This window comes from Prosthecobacter fluviatilis (genome assembly GCF_055388355.1).
In genome coordinates this window covers 1,928,855-1,955,598 of the sequence record NZ_AP043782.1, presented here as the reverse complement: position 1 = coordinate 1,955,598, position 26,744 = coordinate 1,928,855, and the positions used below count along the sequence as shown (strand labels likewise).

Annotated in this window: 13 protein-coding genes; 8 read left to right on the top strand and 5 right to left on the bottom strand. The window is 58.9% G+C overall.

The window, feature by feature from the left end; genetic code table 11:
* Window positions 1-24: 24 nt before the first annotated feature.
* The 3 genes from ACZ5WW_RS07570 to ACZ5WW_RS07560 all read right to left on the bottom strand — a co-directional run bounded on the left by ACZ5WW_RS07570 (window position 25) and on the right by ACZ5WW_RS07560 (window position 2,987).
* Window positions 25-1,341: a sodium:proton antiporter gene (locus tag ACZ5WW_RS07570; RefSeq protein ID WP_377172045.1), complete on the bottom strand. Its 1,317-nt coding sequence runs from the start codon at window positions 1,339-1,341 to the stop codon at window positions 25-27.
* 83 nt (window positions 1,342-1,424) lie between these two features.
* The gene (locus ACZ5WW_RS07565) at window positions 1,425-1,904 is read right to left on the bottom strand and encodes a YpsA SLOG family protein (protein WP_377172047.1); all 480 of its coding nucleotides are present in this window, start codon (window positions 1,902-1,904) and stop codon (window positions 1,425-1,427) included.
* A gap of 51 nt (window positions 1,905-1,955) precedes the next feature.
* Window positions 1,956-2,987 (bottom strand): hypothetical protein, encoded by a 1,032-nt coding sequence (locus ACZ5WW_RS07560; protein ID WP_377172049.1) that lies wholly within the window; start codon window positions 2,985-2,987, stop codon window positions 1,956-1,958.
* Between the two features lie 122 nt (window positions 2,988-3,109).
* Between ACZ5WW_RS07560 and ACZ5WW_RS07555 the strand changes: the two genes are divergently transcribed.
* Window positions 3,110-4,297, top strand: a complete 1,188-nt coding sequence (locus ACZ5WW_RS07555) for a fatty acid desaturase family protein (RefSeq protein WP_377172051.1) — start codon at window positions 3,110-3,112, stop codon at window positions 4,295-4,297.
* A gap of 10 nt (window positions 4,298-4,307) precedes the next feature.
* Here the strand turns inward: ACZ5WW_RS07555 and ACZ5WW_RS07550 are convergent, their stop codons facing one another.
* Window positions 4,308-13,118, bottom strand: coding sequence for a thioester reductase domain-containing protein (locus tag ACZ5WW_RS07550; protein WP_377172053.1), 8,811 nt, complete (start codon window positions 13,116-13,118; stop codon window positions 4,308-4,310).
* Window positions 13,119-13,268: 150 nt separating this feature from the next.
* Between ACZ5WW_RS07550 and ACZ5WW_RS07545 the strand changes: the two genes are divergently transcribed.
* From ACZ5WW_RS07545 to ACZ5WW_RS07515, 7 genes are all read left to right on the top strand, one after another.
* A complete protein-coding gene (locus ACZ5WW_RS07545; RefSeq protein WP_377172055.1) occupies window positions 13,269-15,635 on the top strand; it encodes an ABC transporter permease in 2,367 nt (788 codons plus the stop codon).
* Between the two features lie 17 nt (window positions 15,636-15,652).
* Window positions 15,653-18,019 (top strand): ABC transporter permease, encoded by a 2,367-nt coding sequence (locus ACZ5WW_RS07540; protein ID WP_377172057.1) that lies wholly within the window; start codon window positions 15,653-15,655, stop codon window positions 18,017-18,019.
* Window positions 18,020-18,161: 142 nt separating this feature from the next.
* Window positions 18,162-19,121 (top strand): type II secretion system minor pseudopilin, encoded by a 960-nt coding sequence (locus ACZ5WW_RS07535; protein ID WP_377172059.1) that lies wholly within the window; start codon window positions 18,162-18,164, stop codon window positions 19,119-19,121.
* A gap of 131 nt (window positions 19,122-19,252) precedes the next feature.
* Window positions 19,253-20,335, top strand: a complete 1,083-nt coding sequence (locus ACZ5WW_RS07530; protein ID WP_377172061.1) for a hypothetical protein — start codon at window positions 19,253-19,255, stop codon at window positions 20,333-20,335.
* Window positions 20,322-20,867: a hypothetical protein gene (locus ACZ5WW_RS07525; RefSeq protein ID WP_377172063.1), complete on the top strand. Its 546-nt coding sequence runs from the start codon at window positions 20,322-20,324 to the stop codon at window positions 20,865-20,867. The genes ACZ5WW_RS07530 and ACZ5WW_RS07525 overlap by 14 nt, the downstream gene beginning before the upstream one ends.
* Before the next feature lie 32 nt (window positions 20,868-20,899).
* Window positions 20,900-23,293, top strand: coding sequence for a secretin N-terminal domain-containing protein (locus ACZ5WW_RS07520; RefSeq protein WP_377172065.1), 2,394 nt, complete (start codon window positions 20,900-20,902; stop codon window positions 23,291-23,293).
* A gap of 104 nt (window positions 23,294-23,397) precedes the next feature.
* Window positions 23,398-25,260: a hypothetical protein gene (locus ACZ5WW_RS07515; protein WP_377172067.1), complete on the top strand. Its 1,863-nt coding sequence runs from the start codon at window positions 23,398-23,400 to the stop codon at window positions 25,258-25,260.
* A gap of 30 nt (window positions 25,261-25,290) precedes the next feature.
* Here ACZ5WW_RS07515 and ACZ5WW_RS07510 read toward each other — a convergent pair whose 3' ends face one another.
* Complete coding sequence (locus ACZ5WW_RS07510) at window positions 25,291-26,700, bottom strand: sulfatase family protein (protein ID WP_377172069.1); 1,410 nt, start codon at window positions 26,698-26,700, stop codon at window positions 25,291-25,293.
* Window positions 26,701-26,744 lie beyond the last annotated feature (44 nt).

Sequence of the window (26,744 nt, the reverse complement as noted above, 5' to 3'; positions counted from 1 at the left end):
AGCGGGCTGGCTGGGAGACCAGGCTTACTTTACCATGACCCAGCCCACGACGGTGAGAATGGGGAGCAGAATAGGAATGGAGAAGCGGAACATGTAGGCCAGGAAGGATGGGGAATGGACCTTGGATTTGTCGGCGATGGACTTCACCATGAAGTTGGGACCGTTGCCGATGTAACTGCCCGCCCCGAAAAAGACGGCCCCCAGAGAGATGGCGATGAGGTGCGGAGCGTGGCTGGCGGCGAATTTTACGACATCTGCATGGGAATCGACAGAAAGATGCTCCTGGCCCATGGCTGCGGCAAGGAAGGAGAGGTAGGTGGGGGCGTTGTCCAGAAAGGCGGAGAGCGCACCCGTGGAGAAGTAATACTCCATGGGGCTGCTGATATCCACAGCCTGCCCGCTTTGCAGAATTTGCAGGGCTGGGATCATGGTCAGAAAGATGCCAATGAACAGAAACCCGACTTCTTTGACCGGTCCGAAATTGAAATCGTTTGCCTCGTGGACTTCGGGCTTGGTGGTGAAGTATGACGCCACGGCTGCCGCAAACATGAGCAGGGCGGGGATGGAGAAAACGCCGAGCAGGGTGGTTTCCTGAACACTTTTGGGCAGGAAGACGGCAGCCAGCACCACTCCAAGCCACAGGATGTTCAGCAGTCCACGGAAGAACCAGTCCTCCTGCGCTGTTTCCATGTCACGAACATCCTTGGGAATGCGGCTGAAGTTTCGCGTGTCGAAAATGAAAAAGACAACAAGAAGCAGGGTGACGGCCAGCGCCCAAGCCTGCCAGCAGTGCTGGAGCACCCAGAAGAAGGAAACGCCACGCAGGAAGCCGAGAAAGAGCGGCGGGTCTCCGATGGGGGTGAGGCAACCGCCGACGTTGCTGACAATGAAGATGAAGAAAACAATGTGAAAATGGGTGATGCGGAATTTGTTCATCTTGATCCACGGACGGATCAGAAGCATCGAGGCCCCAGTGGTGCCGATGAAATTGGCCAAAACGGCTCCGATGAGGAGGTAGAGAGTGTTGACCATGGGGGTGGCTTCACCCTTGACGCGAATGTTAATGCCTCCGGAGATGACAAACAGTGATCCCACCAAGGCCATAAAACTGACATATTCATGAGCTGCATGGTGCAGAGGATGCCAGTCGTGCTGGACGAAGGCGTAGTAAGCTGCGGTGACCAGTCCAAGTCCAACGGCGACCTTGGGGTAGTGATGCTCCCAAAAATGCGCTGCGAACAGAGGCATCAGGGCGATGCAGAGAAGAAGAATGGCAAAAGGTGCGAGCAGCCCCGCTGGGGGCAGGACGACATGAGCCGTGGAAGTGGCAAGAGTCAGCATGAACTGCGGAATAGGAGATCTGAACAGACGTTAAGGTGTATTTGGGGCTACCGAAAGCTGTGAGAGCAGTCGTCAGAGTGAGTCTATTCCGGGCGGCGTTCCAAAATGGCCTTGGCTTTTTCGAGCTCTCCGGTGGCCCAGTCGCTCACACCTGGCTCATCGGCGTCTGTAGAGCCGGTGATGTGCATGCGGCGGATATAGTGCTTGTCCATGAAAGCGACGATTTTTTCTGAAACACCGAGGATGCCGCGGTGCACGTGGAGGACAGGTTTTTTCTGTTTTTTGGCAGAGCTGACGGCCTTCTGTGCGGTGCCTGCAGCTTTGGGATTCAGGGTGAAGACAAGTGTGGCTTCCGCGTCTCGTACATTTGAAGTAACAGCCTCCAGCACGTTTTCTGTCTCGCCTTCCTTGAGCTTGTAGCGGGGGTCCAGCGGTTCTTCAGAACCGAAAAGGCCTTTGGGGCACCAGCCGCCGTGGGGGCATTCGTGTTTCAACGCCCACTCCAGTGCAGCGCGTTCGACGCCTGTCTGGGCGCCTGTGATGATGACAAGTTTGAAAGCCATGGAACGGTCAGAAGAAATCAGGACAGCGCCCACGGCAAGCACGATCTCGCTTTATTCCAAGTGACGGCCCAGCATAAGGTCCAGATTTCGCTCCACGATTTCTCCCATGGACTTGCAGGTGTCGAAGGCATGAGAGCTGTGGTACTGGCCGAGCTCGGAGCGTAACTGGACGACTTTTTCAAAGGGCTCGACTGCGTTGTTTTTCATGCAGTGCAGCAGGGAGGTGATGCGTTGGTGCTCAGAGAGGTAGCGGCGGGAGATGAGGCTGCGCTCCTCCTCCTGGTACTGCTTCATGGTGGGGAAGTTCAAGCAGGATGAGCAAAGCTGGACGACAGGGTTGTTCTCCTTGAAAAACTGCGGGAGGTAAAGGCTTTTGCGGCCTTCATAGCTCTGCTGGTCAAAGTCAATAGCGCGGACCCGATACTGGACCTCTTCGAAATCCGGGGTCATGTCCACGACGTAGTTGTAGCTGCGCATGTCTCCGAGAAGGCGGATGAAGCAGCGCTCGCTGAATTTGACAAATTCCTTGGCCAGACGGACGCCATTGAAGTCAGGCCGGCCGAGATAGTCGCGAATGAAGGCGTCTCCGGGAACGCCGGCTATATGCTCCTCAACGAGGGTGCCTCCGCGATGCATCAGATAGTTGATGCGGTTCGGGGAGAGCAAGTGCTCAAGTTCCAGCCCATAGACGCGGGACGCGTCAGCTGTTTTTACATAAAAATGGTCGTAGTTGTCATTGTACTGATTGACCACGCGGACCCTGAAGGGGCGGGAGTTGCCAAATTCACAGTAGTCCACGCGTTCAACGTAGAGATGCGGGACGGCGTGAAAGTCCCCAGTGCGGAGCAGGGAGTAGATGCTGGTCAGCTTCGGGTAGAGCTCCTGCTGAAGTTCGCGCGGGTAGAGAACGCTGCTCCAATATGTGGCATTGCCCTCTTTGTCGAAAAGCGGGTAGCTTTCGGAGAAATTGCGCAGTTCATCATAGTGAGTGGGAAGCGAGTAGCAGCGGCCGAACTGGTCGAGATAAGAAATCAGCTCGTCCGTGACGGTGATGAAATTTTTGCGCTTGGTGATCTCGTTCATGCCGGGGTGTGTGTCGCATTTCGCATTCCAAGTATCAAGAATGGAAAAAAGAAGACAATCGTGGTGGGATGATTCCTTGATTGAGGCTTGATTCTGCACTTTCTTTCTGAACCTTCACCTATGTGAAACTTTTAAATCACCAGCGACTTCGAGAATGGTCTAAACTGCGGTCCTGGCGAAATTTTGGCTGGCTGCTGGCAGACTATGGCTGCCTGCTGCTGGGATGTGGATGCGCAGTGTGGTTTTATACTTCACGCAGCGACCTGGGAGTGCACTGGGCCTGGGATGTGCCTGCGGTGATGCTGGTGGTTTTTTTTGTGGGTGTTTTGCAGCACCGTATTGCCCTGATGGGGCATGAGGCTTCCCATGGATTGCTGCTGTCCAGCCGGAAATGGAATGATCTGCTGGCAAACCTGCTGATTTTTTATCCGCTGTTTTCTGACATCAGGCTCTACCGCCAGAGGCATCTGGGGCACCATCTGCACCCGAATGATCATGAACAGGATCCGAATCTGTTCGGGGGCAAGATGAAGTGGGTCTATGGCAGGTTCCCTATGGGCAAGAAAAAATTTGCATGGTGTTTCTACCTCATGTTTTTCTGGCCTCCTTTTGTGCTGAGAAATCTGAAGGATTTGTTTCTGACATTGACTGCAGGAACACGAAGCAAGGCCGACGGCGTGGATTCAAGGAGGTGCCGGATTCCTTTCCTCGGGCGGCTGTGGTTCATCCTTTCATCTCTGGTGCTAGTGTCTTTCGCCTGGGCCGGAATCCCCAGCTTGCCTTTGATTGGCTTTATGTTTCTGGTGGCGGTGCTGGTGTGGGCCTGGATTCCAGCAGCGGCATTCTGCGGCGAGACAAAGGGGGATGGAGGGGCGATGAAGCGGGGCGCACTGCTCAAGCTCGTCTTCAATGCGTTTGGCCTGCTGGTCCTGAGCGGGCTGAGCCAGCGGTTCGGCGGTCAGGTGGTCGCTGGTTTTGTGGTGCTCTGGATTTGTCCGTTGATCTATGTTTTTCCGTACCTGATGCTGCTGAGAGAGGTCTATCAGCATGCCAATGCCGGGACGGGAGACCTGGACAACACACGCATCATGCATGTGGACATCTTCACACGCTGGGCGCTGCTGGGCTATGGCAATGACTACCACGCGGTCCACCACCTTTACCCGAACATCCCACATGACCGTCTGGCTGAGGTGCATGCTGCCCTGGCCAAAGAGTCTGCCGAATACGCCTCCTGCGTGGCAGAGAGTCACGGCGTGGTTCTTGCACCCCAAGGCAGGCGCAGCATTTTGGACATGCTTGCAGAGTAAGCTGTGTTCGTCAGGCTTTTGGAGCGGGCAGAAAATGGATTTGAGCGAGGTAACGAAGGTACACCTGCATGCGTGTCTGAGTTATTGGCGGGCAGGTGATGCCTGTGCCTGTGAGGTCCTGCAGCATGTTGCTGCAGAACTGCGCCGATTGTTCCTGAACAAGATTGGAAAGCACCTGGCGAGGAATGAACAGCTGATAGACGGCAACGGGATTGTACTGAATCTCGAGACTGCTCTGGGCGAGTTCGCCCTCCCATTGTTTTTCGGGTACCTCGCGTATGGGGTAGCCGCAGGCTCGTGAGTGGTGCAGCAGCTCGCGGAAGCCTGGTGCGGAAGGATTGATAAGGTGGTAAGTACGCCCGGAACCTGCAAGACCGAGCGACAGCTTCGTGATAGCGGCCGCCACAAAATCGACAGGGGTGAGGAGGCTGCTGTAGCTGGAGTCTGGGCCCGTGCCGCTGGCGATGCAGGTTTTGAGGAAAAGCCAGATGATGTTATCAGTAGGGCATATGCCGGTCTGATCATCTCCCACGAGGAGGCCGGGACGAAAAACGTGGACCGGCAGACCTTTGGCGCGTGCTTGTACAAAAAGCTGTTCCGAGACCCAGCGGCTCTGACTGTAACCTACGAGGAGTTTGTCATAATGCGGCAGCGGTGAGTCTTCGCGCAGAGGCCGCTCTGCAGCTGCTTCACCAGCAGCGAGGACGCTGGCACTGGAGAGGTAGTGCACGGGTTTGAGCCTGCCCTGGGTGGCCAGGCGGATGATTTCCACAGAGCCCATGACATTGACCTTCCGCAGCTGTCCATAGGCTGCGATGTGGTTGATGTGCGCCTCAGTGTGATGGATGGCATCCAGGGTGAGTGCGAGCTGATCAAAGAGTGCTGGGTCGAGCCCGAGCAAAGGCAGCGCCAAGTCTCCCAGCACAGGAATGATGCGCTGGCTGAAGGACTCCTGCCAGCAGCCATGCTTCCTCAAGTGTGCCTCGATCTGCCGTGAGGCCTCCGTCGTATCTGCAACGCTAATGAGGCAGTGCACTTTGGCAGGGGTCTGCAGCAGCAGATCACGCAGCAGGTAGGCACCGAGGAATTCCAGGGCACCTGTGAGGAAGAGGTGCTGCGGCCGCTGAATCTGTGCCTCCGAGACGGAGTTTGGGGCAAAAGCAATGTTCCAGTGCGCAAGGTCGGCATCCTGTACCAGTTCGCTTTCAGCGGTGGCAGCAGGCTGAGATTCTTGTGCTGGTGCGGTGGATTCTGTTTTGCCGCCAGTCAGTGTGTGGAGCAGGATCTCCGCAAGTTTCAGTGCGGTTGGCGCTCCTCCCATGAGCTGTCCGGTGGGGATGGCGATGCCTGTCTGGCTTTCGATCTGATGAATGAGCTCGACTGCCATGAGGGAGTCGATGCCAATCTCATTGAGAGGGCGTTTGGAGTCGATCTTGGCCGGGGAGGTGCGCAGGATCTTGGCCACCTGCTCACGCAGGAAGGTCTCCAAAATGCCGATTTGGTCTGCTGGTGCGGCACTTAGAACGGCATTACGCAGCCAGTTGGCGTCGTCAGACTGATGGTTCTTGAGCGCATCTTCGGTGGTAAGCAGCGCATAACGTGAAGTCGTGATGATGGCGGGTGTGACTGAAGCCCACTTGGACCAGTCAATGCGTGAGACCATCATCTGGCTGATACCCGGCTGCTGCATGAGGCGACCGAGAATGGGCAGAGACTCTGCCGGGGTGATTCCTGACCAGCCAATGCGTGCAAAGTGCTCCTCCAGCTTTTTATGGCGTGCGACGTAGCCGACGCCGGCCATGACACCCCAGTTGATGGTGAGTGCGGGGAGGCCCTGCATGCGGCGGTGATTTGCCAGGGCGTCAAGGAAGGCGTTTGCTGCCGCGTAGTTTGCCTGGCCGGGGCTTCCAATGATGGAGGCCACCGACGAGAACATGACGAAATGATCAAGCGCAAGATGCTGAGTCTGCACGTGCAGATTCCAAGCACCGTTGATTTTTGGCGTGGTGACCTTTTGAAAACGCTCCGCATTGAGCTGGGAGATCAGGCCGTCATCCAGGACCATTGCCACATGAAAGACACCGCGCAAAGGAGGATGTGAATGCGCGATTTCCTGGAGAAGCGATGCCACGCTGGAAGGGTCGCTGACATCGGACTGGATCACGGTGATTTTTGCGCCTGCAGCCTGCATCGCTGAAACGCCCGCCCGAGATTCCTCCGTGGAGGCACCGCTGCGGCTTGAAAGCACAAGATTGCGAGCACCTCTTTCCACCAGCCACTGTGACATGGCGAGGCCAAAGCCGCCCAGTCCTCCGGCAACGAGGTAGGTGGCCTCAGGATTTAATCGAAGCGCAGAGTCCGGTGCTTCGGCACTCAGCGAGACTTTGGAGCCGGACATGGTGAGCACCACTTTGCCGATCTGCCTTGCCTGCGTGATGTAACGGAAGGCGTGAGCTGCATCCGCTGTGGCAAAGGTGCGGTATGGGAGCGCTGGAAGCTTGTGTGAGTTGAACAGCTTTTTCAGGCTGGTCATGAGGGACTTCGAATTGCGCGGATCGAGCGCATGTCCGAGGTCAATCGCGTGATACGAAAGGTTTTTGCGGAAGGGGAAAAGGCCGACCTTGGTGTTGCCATAGATGTCCCGCTTGCCGATTTCGAGGAAGCGCCCGTACTGGCGCAGCAGGGAAAGGCTCTGGTGGATGGCTTCACCTGCAAGCGAATTGAGCACGAGGTCAATGCCTTCGTCCTGGGTGATGCGCCTGATCTCTCCTGCAAAGGCAAGGGTGCGTGAATCCAGCACATGCTCGACGCCGATCTTTTTGAGGAATGCACGCTTTTCCTCACTGCCTGCAGTGGCGAAAATCTCAGCGCCGACAGCCCTGGCGATGCGGACCGCCGCCTGGCCGACGCCGCCGGTGGCGGCGTGGATGAGCACGCGCTCTCCCCGGGTCATACGGCCCTGATGCGAGAGCGCGTATGAGGCGGTCAGGTAAGTGACCATCAGGGTGGCAGCCTCTTCCATGGTGAGGTGTGCGGGCTTAAGCAGCACGGCGTGCTCCACCGTGGTGACGTGAGTGCCGAAGCACCCTGCCGCCAGGGCCATGACTTCATCACCGGGCTTGAACTGTGTCACGCCTTCACCCACACGGACGATGCGGCCGGCACATTCGTCGCCGAGCAGCATGGCATCTGCCGCTTCGGCTGGGTAGATGCCAAGAGCTTTCATCACATCCCGGAAATTCAGCGCAGCAGCGCAAATCTCGATTTCGACTTCCTTGGGGCCAGGTGCATGTCGAGTTTTTGCACGGAAGACCAGCTTGTCCAGCGAGCCGGGCTTGGCGGACTCCAGACGGAAGCATTGCTCTGCGGTGAGGGTGGAAGTGTCAGATTGAGCCAACTGGTCCAGAGAGCCATGCACCAGACGGTGGGCATAACGAGCTTCACCGCGCCAGGAGACCTCCGCTTCCTCATCCGTATGAAGCAGTTCTTTGACAAGTATGGTGCTGTCCTGGGCACTGGGAATGGCATCGAGATCAACCGTGCGGCAGTGCAGGTCGGGGTGCTCGCTCATGATGACGCGTGCCATGCCATGCAACGGCGACTGCGTGAGCGAGAGTGAGGACATCTGGCCGCCGGCAGGCTGTGCACCACGAGTGACCAGCCAAAAGCCGGGCAGCGAGGCTTGGCCAGATGCAATCAGGGCCTGTGTGAGATACAGCGGGCTGTGGCAGACGAGTGTCTGAGATTGCGCGAGTGCCGTCGTGTTGAGGTCCGAGGCCGAGGGGGCGTCGAGACTCCAAAGATGGACGGCACCGCGCAGGATGGTGGCCGGTGGAAGTTCAGAAAGCAGGCGGGCATGGTCCTCCGCTGCGGATGCTCTCAGCGAAACCTCATCGGCTGAGATACGTGCGAATTCATCTGCCGGGATGACTACCTGGCAGGTGTCGCCACGCTGGCGCAGAGACGCGGCCAGTTTATGCCCCAGCCCCTGCTGGTCGGCAAAGATCAGCCAGAATCCGGGTTCTGCAGATGGTTCAGCGGGGGGGGCGGAAGCCTGCTGCAGTTCGGGGCCGCGTGCCAGGAGGACAACTTGCGAGGCGCTGCTGTGATTGGTAGCATCCGCAACGGTTTCGACGCTGGTAAACCCTGCTGAGACGAGGAGCTGCTGCCAGTCTGCAGAAGGCAGCAGGGGATGCTGCGAGCGCAGGGCCGTGTCCTGGAAATGCCACCAGCGTGAATCTGTGCCGCATACCACATCATGCCACGGTGTGGGGCGCTCGATTTCCAGCGTCAGCAGCAGGCCGCCTGAGGAGAGCAAATGACGCACATGCTGAAGCGAACGCTGCACATTCTGCGTCAGCGACAGCGAGTTGGACAGGATGATGATGTCGAAACGTTCATCGGCAAAACCTTGCTCCGCCGGCGGCAGATCCAGATCAAGCACGCGATACTGGACGGAGGCATAATCGCTGAATTTTTTCCCTGCCTGGTCGAAGCCGCGATCCGAGACATCCGTGAAGCAGTACTGGACGAGAGCGTGTGGCAGGCGTGGCAGGACGCTGGAGGCGACGCCACCCGTGCCTGCGCCGATCTCCAAAATGCGGATGCTACGTCCTTCCGGGGCATGGGCCAGCGCTGCAGAGACCGCCTCGCCAAGGATGTGATTGTAAACACGGGTGAAGACGGAGGCTGACTGGTAATGCTCAAGCATGTTGGCAGAGAGCACTGCCGAAGAGTCGCATTTTCCGCGCAGAAGATTGGCCAGGCCCGCCGTGCAGCGGTCCAGCAGGATGAGTTCCGGATGAAAGGCCGGGAAGTAGAAGACCAAGTCCTGCCATGCCTTGTCGCGATTCAGCGTGGTGGGCTTGCCCACGACCTTCCAAGTTGGGGCAGCGGCGGATGTGTCTGGCTGCAGCCACCCTTCCGTTTCCAGCAAGGTGAGCAGGCGGTGGATGAAGCGTTCATGGGCGGGATCCACCTTGGCACGTTTCAGGAATGCGGGCAGTGAGATGGATTCGCCGGGTTTGGGGCGCCAACCAAGCTGTTTGAACACTGCCACAATGGAGCTGCGGCAAAGCTGGAGGAAACGCGGCTCCCACTCCTGATAGCGGGCGTTCATGCCCAGCTCTGCGCTGAAGCGAGAGGCGTGAGCGCGGAGGGTGGCTGCCAGGGGGGCGTTATCCGGCAGATAATCAGCGGAGGTGTGCGCCACCGGCAGGCTGGCGAGCGGTTTGAGCTGCCACTCGGACTGGTAGAGCCAGTCGGCCTGGGCACCTGAACCTGGTGCGCTGCTCATGGCGGTGTGCTTGCAAAGGAAGCCAGTGATCTCCAGCTGCACATTGCCGGCATCATCGAGAATGTAGAGGTCGATGACGATGATCTTTCTGGCAATGGCCTGCGTCCTGCGGACGTAGGCCCAAACTTTGGCGCCAGGCTTGGAGTAACAGCGGATGCGCTCCATGCGCGCAGGCAGGTAGAGACCGTCTGCAGGAATGGCGATGGTGGGGTGGATGCAGGCGTCGAGCAGCGCTGGGTGCACCATGTAGCGGTCCATTTCTGCCACGACGGCTGCGGGGAGTGCGATCTGGCCGAGGGCTTCGTCCTGGCCTGCCCACACATGTGACAGCCCCTGAAACTGCGGGCCATAGTGCAGCTCGGCTGCGGCGGCTGCTTGATAGAAGGCTTTGCCGTCCAGCTCCAAAAGGCAACGTTGTTTGATCGCTGTGAGATCAAATGCCGCGGGCTGTCTGCGTTCGGGCTCGGCGCGCAGCCGGCCAGTCACGTGCTGCATCCAGCTGGGGGGGGCCTCTGTAAGCGTGCTCTGAATGACAAAAGTGTTTTCCTCCGGGAGGCAGGAAATCTGAAGCAGCGGCACATCATCACCTGCGGGCAGGATGCAGCCGCGATGAATTTCGAGCTCCTCGATCAGCACCGGCTTGTCCGGATGCAATTCACGACCGGCGGCCAGTGCCATGTCCACATAGCCTGCTCCAGGGAAGATGAGGTGCTGGCCCACACGGTGGTCTTTGAGCCAGGTCAGCACACTTTTGTTCAACGCAGTTTCCCAGGTGGGATGAAGTCCGGGAAGTGCAAGGGAGATGAGCGGATTCAACCCTGGGCGGGTGCGCAGCTGGAGCGAAAAAGCGGGTTCGTGCCAGAAGCGCTCTTTCTGCCATGGGTATTCGGGGAGTCGCAATGCAGAGCTGGCCTGAGGGTAGAGAGAGGACCAGTCCACCTCGTGGCCGTTCACATGCAAATTTCCAAGGGTGCTGAGCAGCGTCGTGCGCTCCGGCTTCTGGCGGCGCAGGGAAGGCAGCACGAGACCTCCGACCTCAGCTTCAGCAAGGCATTCGGACATCGAATTGGACAGCACGGGGTGCGGACTGATCTCCAGGAAGTGCGTCTGTCCTGCTGCGATCACAGCATCAATGGCGGGTGCGAAGAGCACGCTCTGCCGCACATTGTGCCACCAGTAGCCAGCGTCGTAGTCGGTGCCTTCGGCCAGCTTGCCGGTGACGGTGGAGTAAATTTTAACCTTGCCGGGCTGAGGCTGGAGACCAGCCAGAGACTCGGCAAGCTCCTGCCGCACAGGGTCCATGTGGGCGCTGTGGAAGGCGTAGTTCACAGGCACGTAGCGTGCGAAAAGCTGGCGCTGCTCGACTGCGTGAAAGATTTCATCCACGGCATCACTGTCTCCGGAGATGGAGACCATCCTCGGGCCATTGACTGCAGCGAGAGATGCCCTGCTGCCATAAGGGGTGATCAGCGCTTCTGCCTCTTCGCGGGTCAGCGCTGCGGCGATCATTTTGCCGCGCAGCGGGGTCTTTTCCATGCAGCGTCCGCGATGGTGGATAACGCGCACAGCCTCGGGCAAGGAAAGGGCTCCGCATATGTGCGCGGCTGCGACTTCCCCCATGCTGTGACCGACGACCGCGTAAGGCTGCACCCCCCATGACTGCCAGAGTGCCGCCAGTGCCACCTGCAGGGCGAAGAGGGCGGTTTGCGCGATCTGAGTTTCGTTGAGACGTGTGGTCTTTTCGTCACGCAGCAGTTCATCCAGAAGTGAGCAGCCCCCTAGTTTCAGCAGCTCATCATGGCAGGTCTGGATGGTTTGACGAAACACGGGCTCCTGCTCGAGAAGCTCACGGCCCATGGCCCACCACTGGGGGCCCTGGCCGCTGAAGACAAAGACGAGGCGGGCGTTTTTGACGGGCTGCCCCACACTGAGTCCTGGGGTTTGCTCTCCGTTCAAAAAGGCTGAAAGCGCGGCACTCATCTCTATGCGGTTGCTGGCAACTGCTGCGAGACGAAACTCATGATGAGTGCGCCGGCGGCTGGCAGCAGCGCAGATTTCTCTGATCGAGACAGAGTCATCCGCCGACTCCAGAAAGGTGAGGAACGACTGTGCGACAGCCTGCAGAGCTGCATCGCTGCCACGCGCCGATAGAGGGAGAATCAGCTCAGGCGGTGCATCGGCATGAGCCAGGGCTGGCAAACAGGGCGCCGATGGCGGTGGTGCCTCCAGAATGGCATGAGCATTGGTGCCGCCAAATCCGAAGGAATTGATGCATGCCAGCAGGCGGTGCTGCGCATCCTGCCTCAGGGGTGTGGCCGAGACGGGGACCTTCAGGCGCAAGCGCTCAAAATTGAGCGAAGGATTGGGGTTTTTGAAATGGAGATTGGGCGGCACCATGCCGTGCTTGAGGCAGAGGGCCACCTTGATGAGACCGGCAATGCCGGAGCCGGCCTCCAAGTGGCCGATGTTGGTCTTTACCGAGCCCAGGAGGCAGTCCTCCCCTGGCTGGCGACCAACGCCGAGGATGGTGCCAAGGGCGCTGCCTTCGATGAGATCCCCAATGGTGGTGCCTGTGCCATGGGCTTCGGCATACTGAATCTCATGCGGAGCCACACCTGCGAGTCTGCATGCGGTGGCAATGAGCTCCTGCTGGGAGCCACGGCTGGGCACTGTCATGCCCGAGGTGCGGCCATCCTGGTTGACGGCGGTGCTGCGGATGACGGCATAGATGGGGTCTCCATCCGCCAGAGCGGCGGAGAGGGGCTTGAGGCATACTGCACCGACGCCTTCCCCGCGGACGAAGCCGTTGGCGCTGGCATCGAAGGCTTTGCAGCGGCCATCCGGAGACAGCATGCCCATGCTGGAGAATGCGACGAAAGGATAGGGGGTGATGATGCAGTTCACCCCAGCGGCGATGGCGCGGTGGCATTCCTTGTTCCAGAGGGCCTGGCAGGCCATGTGCACCGCCACCATGGATGATGAGCAGGCGGTGTCTACGGCGACACTGGGCCCCTGGAAATTCAGCGCATAGGAAATGCGGTTGGCGGCGATGCTGGCTGCGACTCCCGTGGCGGAATGCGGATAAGCCACGCCACGACCTAGGGAATTTTGCTGAATATCTCCGTAGTCGTGTGTGGAAATGCCTACAAAGACACCGGTGTCCTCGCCTCTGGCGATGTCCACCTGCTGGCCGGCATCCATCAGAGCCTCCCAGGTAGCCTCCAAAAGAAGCCGCTGCTGAGGATCAATGAAGGGAGCCTCACGCTGGGTGATGCCGAAGAAGCCGGCGTCAAAGTGGTCGATTTCGTCGATCAGTCCTGCCCACTTGGAGTAAGTCTTGCCGGGTTTGCCCTGCTCGGGGTCATAGTAAAAACGATGATCCCAGCGGTCTGGGCTTACTTCGCTGATAGCGTCCACCCCACTCATGAGCATCTGCCAGAAGGAGCGCGCGTCGGTGGCTCCTCCAGGCAGGCGGCACCCGATTCCAATGATTGCGATAGGGTCGGCGACGGTTGGTTCTGGCATGGGTTTTACTTGCTTACTTGCACACGGTGCGGCTTGTCAAGAAACCGGCTTAGAAATAGCATGATCTCCGTTGTTGCATACTCGACCCGGAAGGGCTTGAGCAGAGCATGTGACGCCCTTGCCTGTGCAGCCGTTGCAATTTTTTACTGAATGATCACCACACTTGACCGTAAACTCCTGCGCGACATCGGCGGCATGAAGGGACAGGTGCTGATGGTGAGCCTGGTCATGGCCTGCGGAGTGGCCATGATGATCGTGTCTCAGAGCGTGATCATGAGCCTGGAGGCTACACGGGACAGCTACTATCAGCGCTACCAGATGCCGGATGTCTTCGGGCAGGTGAAGAGCGCCCCGCTCTCCATGAAAGAACGCATGAGCCGCATCCCCGGCGTGGCCACGGTGGATCTGCGTGTGGTCAAAGGCGCGCTGCTGGACATGCAGGGCATGCAGGAGCCGGTCAGGGCCCGGCTGGTCTCCCTGCCGGATGACGGAAAGCTCAATCTCAACCAGATTTTTTTGAGGCGCGGTAGGCTGCCTGCAGCAGGTGGGCAGCGTGAGGCGGTGGTGAGCGAGGCCTTTGCCCAGGCGCATGGGCTGCAGATAGGTGACCGCATTTCAGCCATATTGAACGGTCACCGTGACCATCTGGACATTTGCGGCATCGGGCTTTCTCCGGAGTTTGTCTTTGAAGCGCCGCCTGGGCAGACTCTGCCGGACAACCGGCACTATGGCGTCTTTTGGCTGCGCTATCAGTCCCTGGCTGCCGCTTTCGACCTGGATGGGGCGTTCAATGACTTTTGCATGGATCTTTCTCCGGGAACTCAGCCGAAGAAGGTCATCGAGGAGGTGGACCAGCTGCTGGTGACCTACGGATCTCCCGGCGCGTATGCTCTGAGTGACCACTCCAGCTCCAAGCGTCTCGGGGACGAACTGAGAATCGTGCGTGCGCTCGCCCTGGCCTATCCGGTGGTGTTTCTTTGTGTGGCTGCCTTTATGGTGAATTCGGTCACTTCGCGGCTTGTGCGGCTGCAACGCGAGCAGATAGCCCAGCTCAAGGCGCTGGGGTACACTTCCTGGCAGGTAGGCGGGCACTATCTTAACTACGCTCTGGTGATCGTGGTGGCCGGCACGGCGGTGGGGATCTTTGCGGGCTGGCGGCTGGGGCATGTCATGCTTGGTGTGTACACGCTGTTGTTCCATTTTCCTGATCTCCAGTTTCAACTTGATCAGGGCGCTTTGGTCATGGCCCTGGTCATCAGCATTCTGGCGGCGGTGCTGGGGGTGGCAGGGGCGGTGTGGCTGGCAGTGAGGCTCTCCCCGGCAGAGGCGATGCGTCCAGAGCCTCCGGCGAATTTCAAGCCTTCGCTGCTGGAGCGGCTTGGTTTCACACGAGGCACAGGGCTGGTGTTTCGCATGGCTTTGAGAAACATCGAGCGCCGGCCTGTGCAGTCCGGATTCACGGTGGCAGGTCTGGCGCTGGCCACGGGCCTTCTGGTGCTGCCTGGTGCGTTGGCTGACAGTGTGGACCAGTTGCTAACCTATCAGTGGAATGATCAGTTTCGGCAAAATGTCGTCATCCACATGCAGGATCCTGTTTCACGCAACACCTTGCATGATCTGGAGCATCTGCCGGGAACCATACTGGCTGAGCCGGTGCGTGGATTCATCGCCAGACTGAGCAACGCACACCATGAGCGCAGGCTGTTCATCCTGGGCTGTGCACAAAATCACAAGCTGATTCATCCGCGCGACTCGCAGGGGCGGCCGATCAAGCTGCCGCGAGAGGGGGTGGTCGTTTCTCAGAAGCTGGGGCAGGTGCTGGGGGTGAAGATCGGGGACCAGCTGCAGGTTCAGGTGCTGGAAGGGCGCTGCGAACACCAGGTGGTGACCGTCAGCGGTTTCATGGCGGATTTCTATGGCATGACGGCCTACATGGACATTGATGCGGTGCGTCGTCTGCTGCGGGAAGGGGAGACAATGACGGGAGCGTTTCTCACCGTGGATGAAAAACGCTGGGATGAGTTCATGCGCGAAGTCAAAGACCAGCCCAAAATCGAGTTTGCCAGCGTGAAGAAGAATGAGCTTGCGGCGTTTCGCGCATCCACGGGGCAGAGCATCGGCACGCTACGCCAGCTGTTTCTATGGATGGCTGTCATTGTGGCCTTTGGGGTTGTTTACAACAGCGCGCGGATTGCGCTCTCGGAGCGCGGGCGTGATCTGGCTACGCTGCGGGTTGTGGGGCTGACGAAGCGCGAAGTGTCCGGGGTGCTGCTGGGGGAGCTCACGCTGCTGGTGCTGGCGGCACTGCCGCTGGGGCTGGTGTTTGGCAGCGTTCTGGCCTCTTATGTGATCAGTGCCGTGAGCAACGAAACCGTGCGCCTGCCGCAGTACATCAGCTCCATTACCTATGCAAAATCCGTGCTGGTGGTGCTGGCGGCAGCGGGTGCCTCGTTTGGCATGGTCGGCTTTATGCTCAACAAGCTGGATCTGGTCAGTGTGCTCAAGGCACGTGACTGAACGTATAGACCTATGGCATGTTCACTCCGCTTGATTTAAAACTCTTCCGCGATTTGGGTCGCATGAAGGGGCAGATGGTGGCTGTGAGCCTCGTGATGGCCTGCGGGCTGGCGATGATGATCATGACACGCAGCATCGTGCTGACTCTTGAAAGCACGAGGGATGCCTATTACCAGCGCCAGCGTCTGGCGGATGTGTTTGCCACGCTGAAACGGGCACCTTTGTCGTTGGCGGATCGAGTGGCGGAAATCCCGGGAGTAGCGGCAGTGGAGGCCCGTGTTGTGGTCGATGCCACGCTTGATCTTGAGGGGATGACCGAGCCAGCGTCGGCACATTTGGTGTCGTTGCCTGAAGGGAGGTCTCAGACGCTCAACCAAGTCTTCATCCGGCAAGGGCGCCTGCCGCAGCCTGATGAACGGAGACAGGCGGTAGTAAGTGAATCCTTCGCGCTTGCCAACAAGTTGCAGATAGGCGACAGCCTGGTGGCCATTATCAACGGTCACCGCGATACTATCATTGTCTGCGGCATCGGTCTTTCACCTGAGTTTGTGTTTGAAGCGCGGCCCGGTCAGACATTGCCTGATAACAAGCGGTACGGGGTTTTCTGGATGAACTACAAGGCCATTGCCGTGCCCTACAATCTCGACGGTGCCTTCAATGACATTTGCGTGGATCTTTCTCCCGGAGTGCAGGCTGGTGCGGTGATGTCTGAAATGGACCGTCTGCTGATTGATTACGGTGCCTTGGGCGCCTACACCCGCCAGGAACACAACAGTGCCAGACGTTTGGATGACGAACTGCGTGTGGTGAGGGCGCTGTCCGTGGCATATCCGGTGGTGTTTCTGAGTGTGGCTGCCTTCATGGTGAATGCAGTGCTGGCACGGCTGGTGCGGCTGCAGCGGGAACAGATCGCGCAGCTCAAGGCGCTGGGCTACTCCTCATGGCAGGTCGGGCGGCATTATCTGAGCTATGCGCTCGTCATTGTGCTGCTGGGCACTTTGACCGGCGGTTTGGTTGGCCGCTGGATGGGGGGCGGCCTGGTCGGCGTCTACGAACTGTTTTTCCGATTTCCGGTGCTGAGCTTCCGCATGGATTACAGTGCTTTGGTGATCGCCCTGGCCGTCAGCAGTGTCGCGTCATTTTTGGGTGTTGTCAGTGTTGTCTGGATGGCGGTGAGGCTGCCACCTGCGGAGGCCATGAGGCCAGAGCCTCCGGCAGACTTCGAGCCTTCGGCTCTTGAGCGCATGGGGCTGACCCGCGGCAGCAGTCCGGCGTTTCGAATGGCCCTGAGAAACATCGAGCGCAGGCCTGTGCAGGCGCTGTTCACCGTATTCGGCCTCGCTCTCGCGACCGGGCTGATGGTGCTGCCCGGTTCCATGGCAGATAGCATCGACTACATGCTGACTTACCAATGGAATGATGTGCAGCGGCAGGATGTGGTGGCGTTTTTTGCCGAGCCTGGGTCTGGTGATTCGCTGCACAATCTGGAGCAGCTGCCAGGTGTGCAACTCGCCGAGCCCGTGCGCAGTGTCCAGGCACGCATTCACTACGGGCACCATTCACGAAAGCTCGCGGTCACGGGACTGCCGCGGGATGCTGACCTGAACCGGCTCATGGACGCAGAACGCCGCCCCATCGTGCTGCCGGAGGAGGGAATCGTGATGTCCGCGCAATTGGGCAAGATCTTTGGTGCGCGCATCGGCGACGTGGTTCAGGTGGAGAGCCTTGAAGGCCGGCGTGAATCCATTGGCGTGCCCATCCGGGGCTTTCTGGAGGATTTTGCCGGCATCTCCGCTTTCATGGACATCAATGCCCTGCACCGCCTCATGCATGAGGGGGACACAGTGAGCGGCGCCTACATGACAGTGGACGCAGCCCGCTGGACTGACTTCATGCGTGCGGTGAAGGACACGCCGCGCATCGCCATCACGCTAGTCAAACAAGACCAGCTGGAATCCTTCCGCAGCACGACAGGGCAGAGCATTGGCATCCTGCGCAGGCTTTATCTCGTGCTGGCCGTCGTGGTGGCTTTCGGTGTGGTGTACAACAGCGCCCGCATCGCTCTCTCAGAGCGCAGCCGGGATCTGGCGACGCTGCGTGTCATAGGCTTCACTCAGAGGGAAGTGGCTGGAGTCCTGCTCGGGGAGCTGCTGCTGCTCATCCTCACAGCGCTCCCTGCGGGGCTTTTTTTTGGCAAAGGTCTGGCCACCTTCATCATTGCCAGCGTGAGCACTGAAACGATCCGGATGCCGCTGGTCATCAGCGTGCATACTTACACGATGGCCGTTCTGGTGGTGGGGGCGGCATCCTGCGCTTCTTTCATGGTGGTGGGGCGCATGCTGCGAAAGCTGGACATGGTGGGAGTATTGAAGGCGCGAGACTGAGCGGGGTGGAAATGTGACAGAACTGTTGCCGACACCCGGGCGATTGAAGGCCGCTGCCCGGCTGTTCGGAAGCTGGGCCATCGTTTGAATGTGAAGATTCCGTAACTTGAGCATGCCGCCTGATGCATGCCCATTCGTGATCGTGACATATGTCTGCCAATTTCACAAACAGCCTGCTGCTGCCGGTTCGGTGCTGCTGGCCGTGCTGTGCCTGACTGCGGTGCTTTCGTTTCTGGTCATCACCACTGCCGTCATGTCCAGAGAGCATGGTGAAATGCAGTATGCACGCACAAGCCGCACTCGCGCACGGCAGCTCGCAGAAAAAGGGATTGCTGTGGCCGCGCATCCGCTGATAAAAGCCGGAGATCCGCTGCTGCGGAGCAGCGTGGCAGGAGTCGAAGGGTATGAAGCCAGACTGAGCACCGAGGAGCGCAAGCTGAACCTCAACGCATTGCTGACGCCAGACAAACTGCCGCTGCTGGAGCGTGTTTTTATGTCCTGGGGGCTGACACTTGCCGATGCTCAGGACATCGCCGCCAGCTTCATGGACTGGACGGATGCCGACGACTTGAAACGCCGCCCCGGCAGTGCTGAAAAGGTGGACTATGACCTCCAGGGCCGTTCGGGACTGCCGCTGAACCGTCCTTTCAGCAACTTCTCCGAAGTGGGGCTTGTGGCAAGAGCGGATGAACTGGATGCGGTAAAGCCTGGCTGGCGTGACTGGTTTACTCTCCGAGGCAACGGCCTGCTGGACGTCAATACGGCATCTGCGGAAGTTCTCTCAGCCGTCTCTGGAACAACATTGGAAACGGCTGAGCAGGTGGTGAGTGCTCGCAATGGTCCGGACAGGCTGCCTCATACGGCTGATGATGTTCCATTCCGGAGTCTTGAATCAGTCATGTCTCTTTTAGGAGGGGCAGCAGGAGCCCGGGCAGATCTTCTGCCGCAGCTGACTCTGCAGGGAACGACAAGGCATGTCGAAAGCATTGGCATGGCAGGAGATGCCCTTTGTGGCATTGCAGTAGTCCTGGACACTAAAGAGGGCGCTCCGCGCATGATTGAGTGGAGCGAATTTCCCGTGAAAGGAGAAAGGGGGCCGTGAAGAAGGCTTTGGTGCAGCCGGCAGGACATTCCCTCTGCTTTCCAGGAGAAGAGGCCCGCGAAATCTGGGCTTGCGAGGACGGCGTCTGGCAGCGCTCAGGACGAACCGGCGGAGCGTTGATGGGAGTCGAGATGCTGGCCTTTGACAGCGCTCCTTTCTGGTGTCTGAGCCAGGACAGCGTAGATCAAGAAGCCGTGGCTTTGCGCTGGGAGGCGCTGGGGGTGTTAGGAAGTGGAGACGCTTCCTTGTGCATGCACTGGACTGTTTTGCGCAAGGGGCCTAGGTCTCTGGTGGCCACTTTGGCTCTGACAGAAGAAACCTTGTTTTCAGAGGGCTGGAGCAGCACTGCGGAAAGATTTGAACCCACTGTCCGCATGCTGCCTCTACCAGAGAATGGTGCTGCTTTATGGATGGAAATGGGGCGCTATGTCGCAGCCTTTACCCGGGATGGCATGCTGCTTCATGCTTCTGTTCTGGCTTCACGTGTTCTGGATGTGGATGCGGCTTTTGAGCTGCGTGATCTTTGTGCTGCTCTTCAGGCTCATGACTTCATGGAGGAGCCTGCGGTCATTCATGTTTGGACAGCATGCGAGAGCGATTTCGTGCCACAACTAGCCTGCCTCTTTGTGGAGGCATCCGTGATCAAGGAGCCTCGCCCCAACCCACGTCCGCCTGCAGCCGCGAGTGGCCTGGTGCCGCTGCAAGTGGCGGTGCTACGGAGACAAAAGCAAACTCGGCATGCCAGACTGCTGTTGTTTGCTGCTGCGGCCATCATGTATCTGTGTTTTTTTGGGGCGTGGTGGCTGCGCTTGCAGGGGCGGGACGGCGGCCTGCAACAGGCCGAAAGAGAGCTCGCCATGCGGCAGCCTGAAATCGATCGGGTGGCCCAGGCCCAGGCTCAGTGGCTGGCGATGGAGGGAGCCATCAATCCTGACATGTATCCTGTGGAGATTTTTCATCAGATCGTGGCGCTTCTCCCGGACGAAGGCATTCGGCTGAAGGAGTTCGGGTTTGAAGACGGCAAAATCATGGTGAGCGGAGAGGCTACAACTGTGAACCATGCCCTTGAGTTCAAAGGAAAGCTGACGGCATGCTCTGCGTTGCAACACTACGTGTGGAATTTTCCTGTGCCTGCGATCCGCGAAGACAATCGTGCGGATTTTCGCGCGGAAGGGACTCTTGATTCGGGAGGTGTCAGCCATGAAGGCCAGTGAAAAGCGGCTGATCATGATTCTGGGCGTGCTGGTTGCGGTATGCACAGGCGCTTTGCTGTCTCGTCAGCTGCTGCGACTTCAGCATGGCATTGATCGTCGCGAGCAGGCGCTTGAACTCCGGCAAATGGAGGCCTCGGCTCTGCTGGCCGAGGCGGGGCTCTGGCAGCAGCGCCTGGAATGGTTGCGGGCTTCGCAGCCACCGATGACCAGTGAAAGCGTGGCCAGCCAGGAACTGCTCGAAGACCTGCTGGCATCGGCTGCGGCACAGGGGCTTGTGGTGCAGAAAAAAAAGCTGCATGAGCTGGTCAGGACGGAGTTTCAAAATGAGGTGGCTGTGACACTCACAGTGCGCGGAGGGCTGCCTGCGTTGTTCCGCTGGATTCACCAGCTTCTTTCTCCTGAGGCTTTCTGCTTGGTGACGGAGCTCAAGGTGACGCCCGATGCCGCCGATCCTGCCAGTGTGGTGGCTCTGATCAGCTTCAGCCGCCTGCATGCGCCGGTCGTTGCTGGCGCGCAAGCCCCCTCACGATGATGCCGCTACCAGATGACCGCCGCCCCTCTTTTATGAACTCCTCAGCACTGTCACTTTTTATCATCGCGTTGTTTTCCCTCGCCGGAGTGCAGGCGCAGATTCCAGCACGGCCTGCGGTGCCCGGTCCTCTCCCGCCTGCAGGCCTGAACCCTCCCCCTGTGCAGTCAGCGACCAGCGGCTCTGGGGGCAATCTGATCAGTTTCACGGCTACGCCGGTTGCTGAAGTGCTGGCTGAATACTTTCGTGTCACCGGTCGCAAAGTCTTACGTGACCGCGGGTTGGAAAATGCCGTTGTCACCATTGATGTGCCTGGTGAATTCAGCGACGAGGAATATCGGGCTATCATCGAAAAGGGGCTGCTCATGCACGGCTATGCGTTGGTGCCCAGCGGGGGCAATCTCTTCAAGCTGATCGCCACGGAGGGAGGCAGCCTTCCGTCTGCGCAAAACGTGCCGATGATTCTGAGGGCGGAAGATCTGCCTGATTCGGATCAGGTTGTGACGCATGTGCTTCAGCTTAGCCATCTGGGGGCGGAAGAAGCCAGCACGGCATTTCAAACCATCATTCCACTGCACCCTTATGGCCGGATTTTGGCCGTGCCAAACTCGCAGTCGCTGGTCATTACCGAAGCCTCGCAGACCATTCGCGCCTATCTTGAACTTTCGCGTCAGGTAGATCAGCCACCGGTGGAAACCGTGCAGAAAAGCATCCGTATTGAGCGTGCTGAGGCCCAGGAGGTTGTCGAGCAGCTTGAGGTGCTGCTTGGACTCGACAAATCTTCTGCCGGACGGTCTGCTGAAGGCGCGAGTGATCCTGGCGCGGCATCAACGGCTGCAGCAGCCGTGCAAGTTTCAGGCATGGCACAGCATACGGCCAGGCCTCTCATGCAGGCAGTTGCCAGAACCAATACGATTGTCGTTGTGGCCCGCCCGCTCGACCTGCAAAAAATCGAGGCGTTGGTGCGGGAGTTGGATGCAGAAGCTTCGGCCAGCCGTTACTTCTCACGCAAGCTCAACTACCTCGATCTCTCCGTATTCCTGAGCATCGCCGAGAAGGCGTTGATGAGAAACGACCCCCGGCAGCAGGACAACAGTCTGGAATCGCAGCAGAAATCGCAGTCATCTGCGCCAGCGCAGCCTGCCAATATTCCCCAATCTTTCGGTGCGGGAGCTGCACTGGGCACAGGTGGGGGCACGAACGTGGGCGCTGGCATTCAGGGTGGTGGCGCATTGTCTGGTGGAGGAGCTGCGGGGCAGGGGTTTGGCACAGGCAGCATCGCTACAGATCTGCAGATCACCAGAAAGCCCATAAGCATACTCATCGCCAACACGCTGGTCATAGCGGATCCGGCCAGTTCAAAATTTTTTGCCAGCGGGCCGCCAGATCAGATCAAAGCCTTGCAGGATCTCGCGGAAGAACTCGATGTGCGCCCACGGCAGATTCTGCTTTCCGCGATCATCGGCGAGTTTACGCTAAGCGACAATTTTAACTTTGGCCTCGACTGGATTCAAACCCTCAAGCAGGTGGGTGACGACGGGCTTGTCGGCGGAGTTCTCAACACTCAGGGAACGGCTTTTGCCGATCCATCCAATTTGAAAAACATGGCCGGTTTTCTGGCTGCGGGAGGTCCGGCCACTCTGGGAGGGCTGACTGCCTACGGTCAGATCAACAAGAACCTGAATGTCTTTCTCCAGACCTTGGAAAGCACCAAGCGATTTCATGTGCTGCAAAAGCCCACGCTTACCACTCTCAACCATCAGCCTGCGCGCATTTACATCGGTCAGCAGGTGGCCATCGCCGGCCAGAGCTATACCAGCGGTGTGGTTGGCGGTGGCTTCACATCCACCACACAGTACATTCCCGTGCGCCTGCAGCTCGACATCACACCGCACATTTTCAACGACGCGGAAGTCATGCTGGAGTTCAAGCAGCAAAACAACGACATCTCGAACTACACCACCATCAGCGGCAACCAGGTGCCCAACATTTCGGAACAGGGCATGGCCAACAGCCTCATCGTGGCTGATCGTGCCACGGCCATGCTTGGCGGGCTCATCACTGAACGTGACACCAATAACAAAAGCGGCCTGCCTTTTTTGGTCCGCATCCCGATTGTCAAAAACCTTTTCGGCAGCACCAGCAAGGCCAAGGAAAGGCGGGAGATGATGATCTTTGTGCAGCCACGCATCCTGCCTGACAGCGCCTCCCACTACCTCGAGCAGGCGCGGTTCGGTGACTACAGCGCCAGCTTTGACGAAGCTGCCCAGTTTGCAGGAATGCCTGAAACCATTGTTCCCAGGGCCATCCCGGCTGCCGCTGGCAAGCCCAACGCTCTGCTGCCCCCGCCTGATGCGGTGGAGAGTGAGCCGAAAAAAGGGCTTCTGGGCAAGATGAAGGGCTGGTTTCAAAAAACGAAAACAGAGTGAGCGGCGGGCCATGCGGCTCCGGTGTTCCTTTGTCCGCCAAGGAATTCAGGCCGGGGGCTTCAAAATGCTTGGCCCCACCTGCGTTTTAGGGTGTAATGCCAGGCATGAGTCAGACTGCATCCTCCGCCCAGGCCTTTGCCTCAGTGGCCCAGCGTGTACAGGTCTGGGTGACGCTCAGGCGATGGCTTGCAGTGCTGCGCATGACGCTCATTCCCGCCTCTCTGGGGCTTGTTTTGCTCATGCTCGCTGCGCTACGCGGGTCAGGTGCAGTTTTCTCCCCATGGGCGGGGCTTTTAGTGTGGCTGACCGGCTGCCTTGGCTACGCATGGTGGCAGAGGCCTGGTGAATTCAGCGCGCTGGCCTTGTGGGATCAGGCGGCGGGGCGGCGAGAGGCCTTCGCTTCTGCCTGGTGGTTCGAGAAAAACGCCGAAGAAGGCGAGGAGGCGCGCGCACACATCGAAGTCCAGCGTGAGGTTCTGGTGCGGGCATGGCCGGCCTCTTTGAGACAAGACCTTCCGCTGAGGCCTGACCGCTGGCTGGCGCTGCCACTGCTGGTTGCCATGCTAAGCACTTTCCTCAGCGCCGTCACCTCACCGCCTTCGGAGGCGTTGATGATGGACGGGGAAATGTCGCGCACAGCCGCAGAAGAAGCGAAGAGGCTCACGCAGGCAGACTGGGAAAAGAAAAAGCTTGCGGGGCTGAGGGATGATGAGGCCAAAAAGCTGGATGAGCTCAATGACAAGCTGCAAAAGACTGCTGCAGATCTTTCCAATGCAGCAGGCAAGGATGCGCGTGATGTGCTGGCCGAACTGGAACGGCGCGCACGCGAGGCGGAGAAGCTTGCGGATGAGCTTGGCGATGGCAAGGAACCCTGGGCTTCGGAAAAACTCATCGAGTCACTTCGACAGCACGCCGACACGGCAGATCTTGGGGATGCCGTGGCTGCGAAGAATGCTCAGACGGCAGCGCAGGCGGCTGAGGCGCTGGGCAGCAAGCTCAAATCCCCCCAGCTCAATGCCGAAGCGAGAGACCGCATGAGCGAGACGCTCAAGGACGCGCAGATGCATTCGGACCAGGAAGACCGCCAGCGTGCCGTCGGCCAGAATGTTCTTGCGGCTGGAGATCAAATGCAGCAGGGCAAAGCCGCAGGCGCTGGCGCAGAATTCCAAAAACTTGCCGACAAGCTGCGTGATCTCGCTTTGCGTGAACAGGCGCGCAAGGAGCTGCAGCAGCTTGCCCAGCAGTTGCGTGATTCGGGCAGCAAGATCGCAGGACAGCAGGACGGCAGCAATGGGGCGATGCAACAGATGAGCCAGGCGGGGCAGGATGCCTCACCCCAGCAGCAAGGGCAGCAGAGCCCCCAGCAGAACGGCCAGGCTCAGAACCTTCAGCAGCCACTCAATCCCCCCGGTATGGGCCAATCGGGGCAGCAAAATCAAATGCAACAGCCCCAGGATGGACAAGGCCAGGGGCAGCAGCAGCCCATGATGAGCATGGGGCAGGGCCAGCAAGGGCAGGCTGGCAAGCAAGGCCAGCCTGGAGAGGGACAGCCGATGCTGCTGGCACCCATTCCTGGTGGAGCCAAGCCTGATGAAAAAGCCCCCATCGTTATCATAGAAGGTGATGGGGTTCCGCCTGACCCAAATGCTCCCATGCTGACCATGCCTGGCTCCGGCCTGCCTCCAGGCCAAGGCAAAGCCGACCTCAAGAGTGCTCCTACAAGCGCGCAGAAAACTGACAAACAAAGTGTGGTGCGCGCCCAGCAGAACAGTGAGGGGCAGAGCACCGTGCGCAGTGTGGAGGGTGGTGCCCGTAGCGAAAAGTCCGCCCGCGGCTCAGCACAGACCGCTCTCGAAGCGATTCAGGCTGAGGAAGCCGCGCTGGACGAAGCCTCCCTGCCGCCTGCTCGCCGTGAGCAGGTGAGGCGCTACTTTAACGAGCTGCGAAAGAGGTTTGAGGGCAAATAAGGCTGCGATTTTTTCAGCGCCTCGAGGTCCTTATGGTGCATGCCTCTTCGCTTTTGATCCGCCGCCTTTCCAGATGTCATATTTTGGGGCGGCGTAGCGGCTGAAGAAAGAATCCAGCTGCTTGGAAAGCTCCGACTTGAGCTCTTCAGTACCGGGCTGGCCGTACTGATTGAAGCGTTCATGCGGGTCCGTCTGCATGTCATAAAGCTCGTAGGGGCCGGAAGGAAAACGAGCCACGTATTTCCAACGCGCAGTACGGATGGCCCGGGTGGACTCCATTTCGTAGAAGACGGTGTTGTCCCAATCCGCCAGGGGCTTGCCGCGCAGGGCAGGGGAAAAATCACGGCCTGGGGATGGCGGCTGCTTTGGCATCCTGTCACCAAGCCCGAGCTGGCTGAGCACACTCGGCATGAAGTCGTAGTTGCTTATCAGCGCATCACAGGTCTGAGCCGCAGGGATGGTTCCTGGCTGGCGGAAGATAAGTGGGATCTGCATCATCAGTTCATGCGCGCCAATGGGGCGAAAGTGGTCCCCCATGCCCCACATGCCGTTCTGGCCGCCCATCCAGCCCTGATCGCTGGTGTAAACAACCAGCGTGTTATCGTCCAGGCCATTGGCTGCCAGCGCTGCCATGATCTCACCCACGCCATCATCCACACCGCTCACCTCACTGGCCATGCGGCGGCGCGCGGCGTCGGTGTTGTGAAAAGACTTGTTGTCATGTTGCCAGGGGTGCATCGCATCGCGGGGAAATGAGTGCAGCGGTTTGTCCGCGTAGTAGTCCGCATGACGGTTTTGAGCCTTGTTGAGCATCAGCCGGCCTAGGGAGTAGGGGCCGTTGTAGGCGAGGTAAAGGAAGAAGGGCCGGTCTTTGTTTGCTGCTATGAACTCCACGCCCTTGCGTGTCCAGAAGTCCGTGGTGTAGCCGTGTTCCACCCGGAGTTGGCCGTTTTCGATGACCTTCTGGTCATAAAATTCCTGCGTGCTGCCGTCTGGCTTCGTCGTCCAGGTGGTGAAGCCTTCGCTTGGTGTCATGTTCGCTCCCAGGTGCCATTTGCCGCTCAGTCCGCAGGTGTAGCCCGCCTTTTGTAAAACTTCGCCCAGAGATGTGAACTCTTGCAGCGTATTGTAGGCTTCCGGGCCCATCATGAACTTGGGATCCAGAAAAGAATGCACACCATGCTGGGATGGGAGCAGTCCTGTGAGAAATGTGGCCCTTGTGGGCGAGCATACCGGATTGCTGCTCAGCGCGTGTGTGAAGCGGATGCCTTCAGCCGCGAGCCTGTCGATGTTAGGTGTGCGGATCTCCGGGTTTCCGTAGCAGCCCAGCGTCCAAGCTCCCTGATTGTCAGTCAGTATGAAGACAAGATTTGGAGGGCGTGAAGCTGCGGCGGCGGTAAGCGCGACAATTCCCAAGGCCAGAATACAGAGCCGCTTCATTGCAGAGGAACGACTCAAGGTGGCTAAACCTGTCTTCAGAATGC

Bases quoted from the DNA above. Each gene is read 5' to 3' on its own strand.
- ACZ5WW_RS07570 (WP_377172045.1), bottom strand. From the start codon at position 1,341: ATGCTGACTCTTGCCACTTCCACGGCTCATGTCGTCCTGCCCCCAGCG.
- ACZ5WW_RS07565 (WP_377172047.1), bottom strand. From the start codon at position 1,904: ATGGCTTTCAAACTTGTCATCATCACAGGCGCCCAGACAGGCGTCGAA.
- ACZ5WW_RS07560 (WP_377172049.1), bottom strand. From the start codon at position 2,987: ATGAACGAGATCACCAAGCGCAAAAATTTCATCACCGTCACGGACGAG.
- ACZ5WW_RS07550 (WP_377172053.1), bottom strand. From the start codon at position 13,118: ATGCCAGAACCAACCGTCGCCGACCCTATCGCAATCATTGGAATCGGG.
- ACZ5WW_RS07545 (WP_377172055.1), top strand. From the start codon at position 13,269: ATGATCACCACACTTGACCGTAAACTCCTGCGCGACATCGGCGGCATG.
- ACZ5WW_RS07540 (WP_377172057.1), top strand. From the start codon at position 15,653: ATGTTCACTCCGCTTGATTTAAAACTCTTCCGCGATTTGGGTCGCATG.
- ACZ5WW_RS07530 (WP_377172061.1), top strand. From the start codon at position 19,253: ATGCTGGCCTTTGACAGCGCTCCTTTCTGGTGTCTGAGCCAGGACAGC.
- ACZ5WW_RS07525 (WP_377172063.1), top strand. From the start codon at position 20,322: ATGAAGGCCAGTGAAAAGCGGCTGATCATGATTCTGGGCGTGCTGGTT.
- ACZ5WW_RS07520 (WP_377172065.1), top strand. From the start codon at position 20,900: ATGAACTCCTCAGCACTGTCACTTTTTATCATCGCGTTGTTTTCCCTC.
- ACZ5WW_RS07515 (WP_377172067.1), top strand. From the start codon at position 23,398: ATGAGTCAGACTGCATCCTCCGCCCAGGCCTTTGCCTCAGTGGCCCAG.
- ACZ5WW_RS07510 (WP_377172069.1), bottom strand. From the start codon at position 26,700: ATGAAGCGGCTCTGTATTCTGGCCTTGGGAATTGTCGCGCTTACCGCC.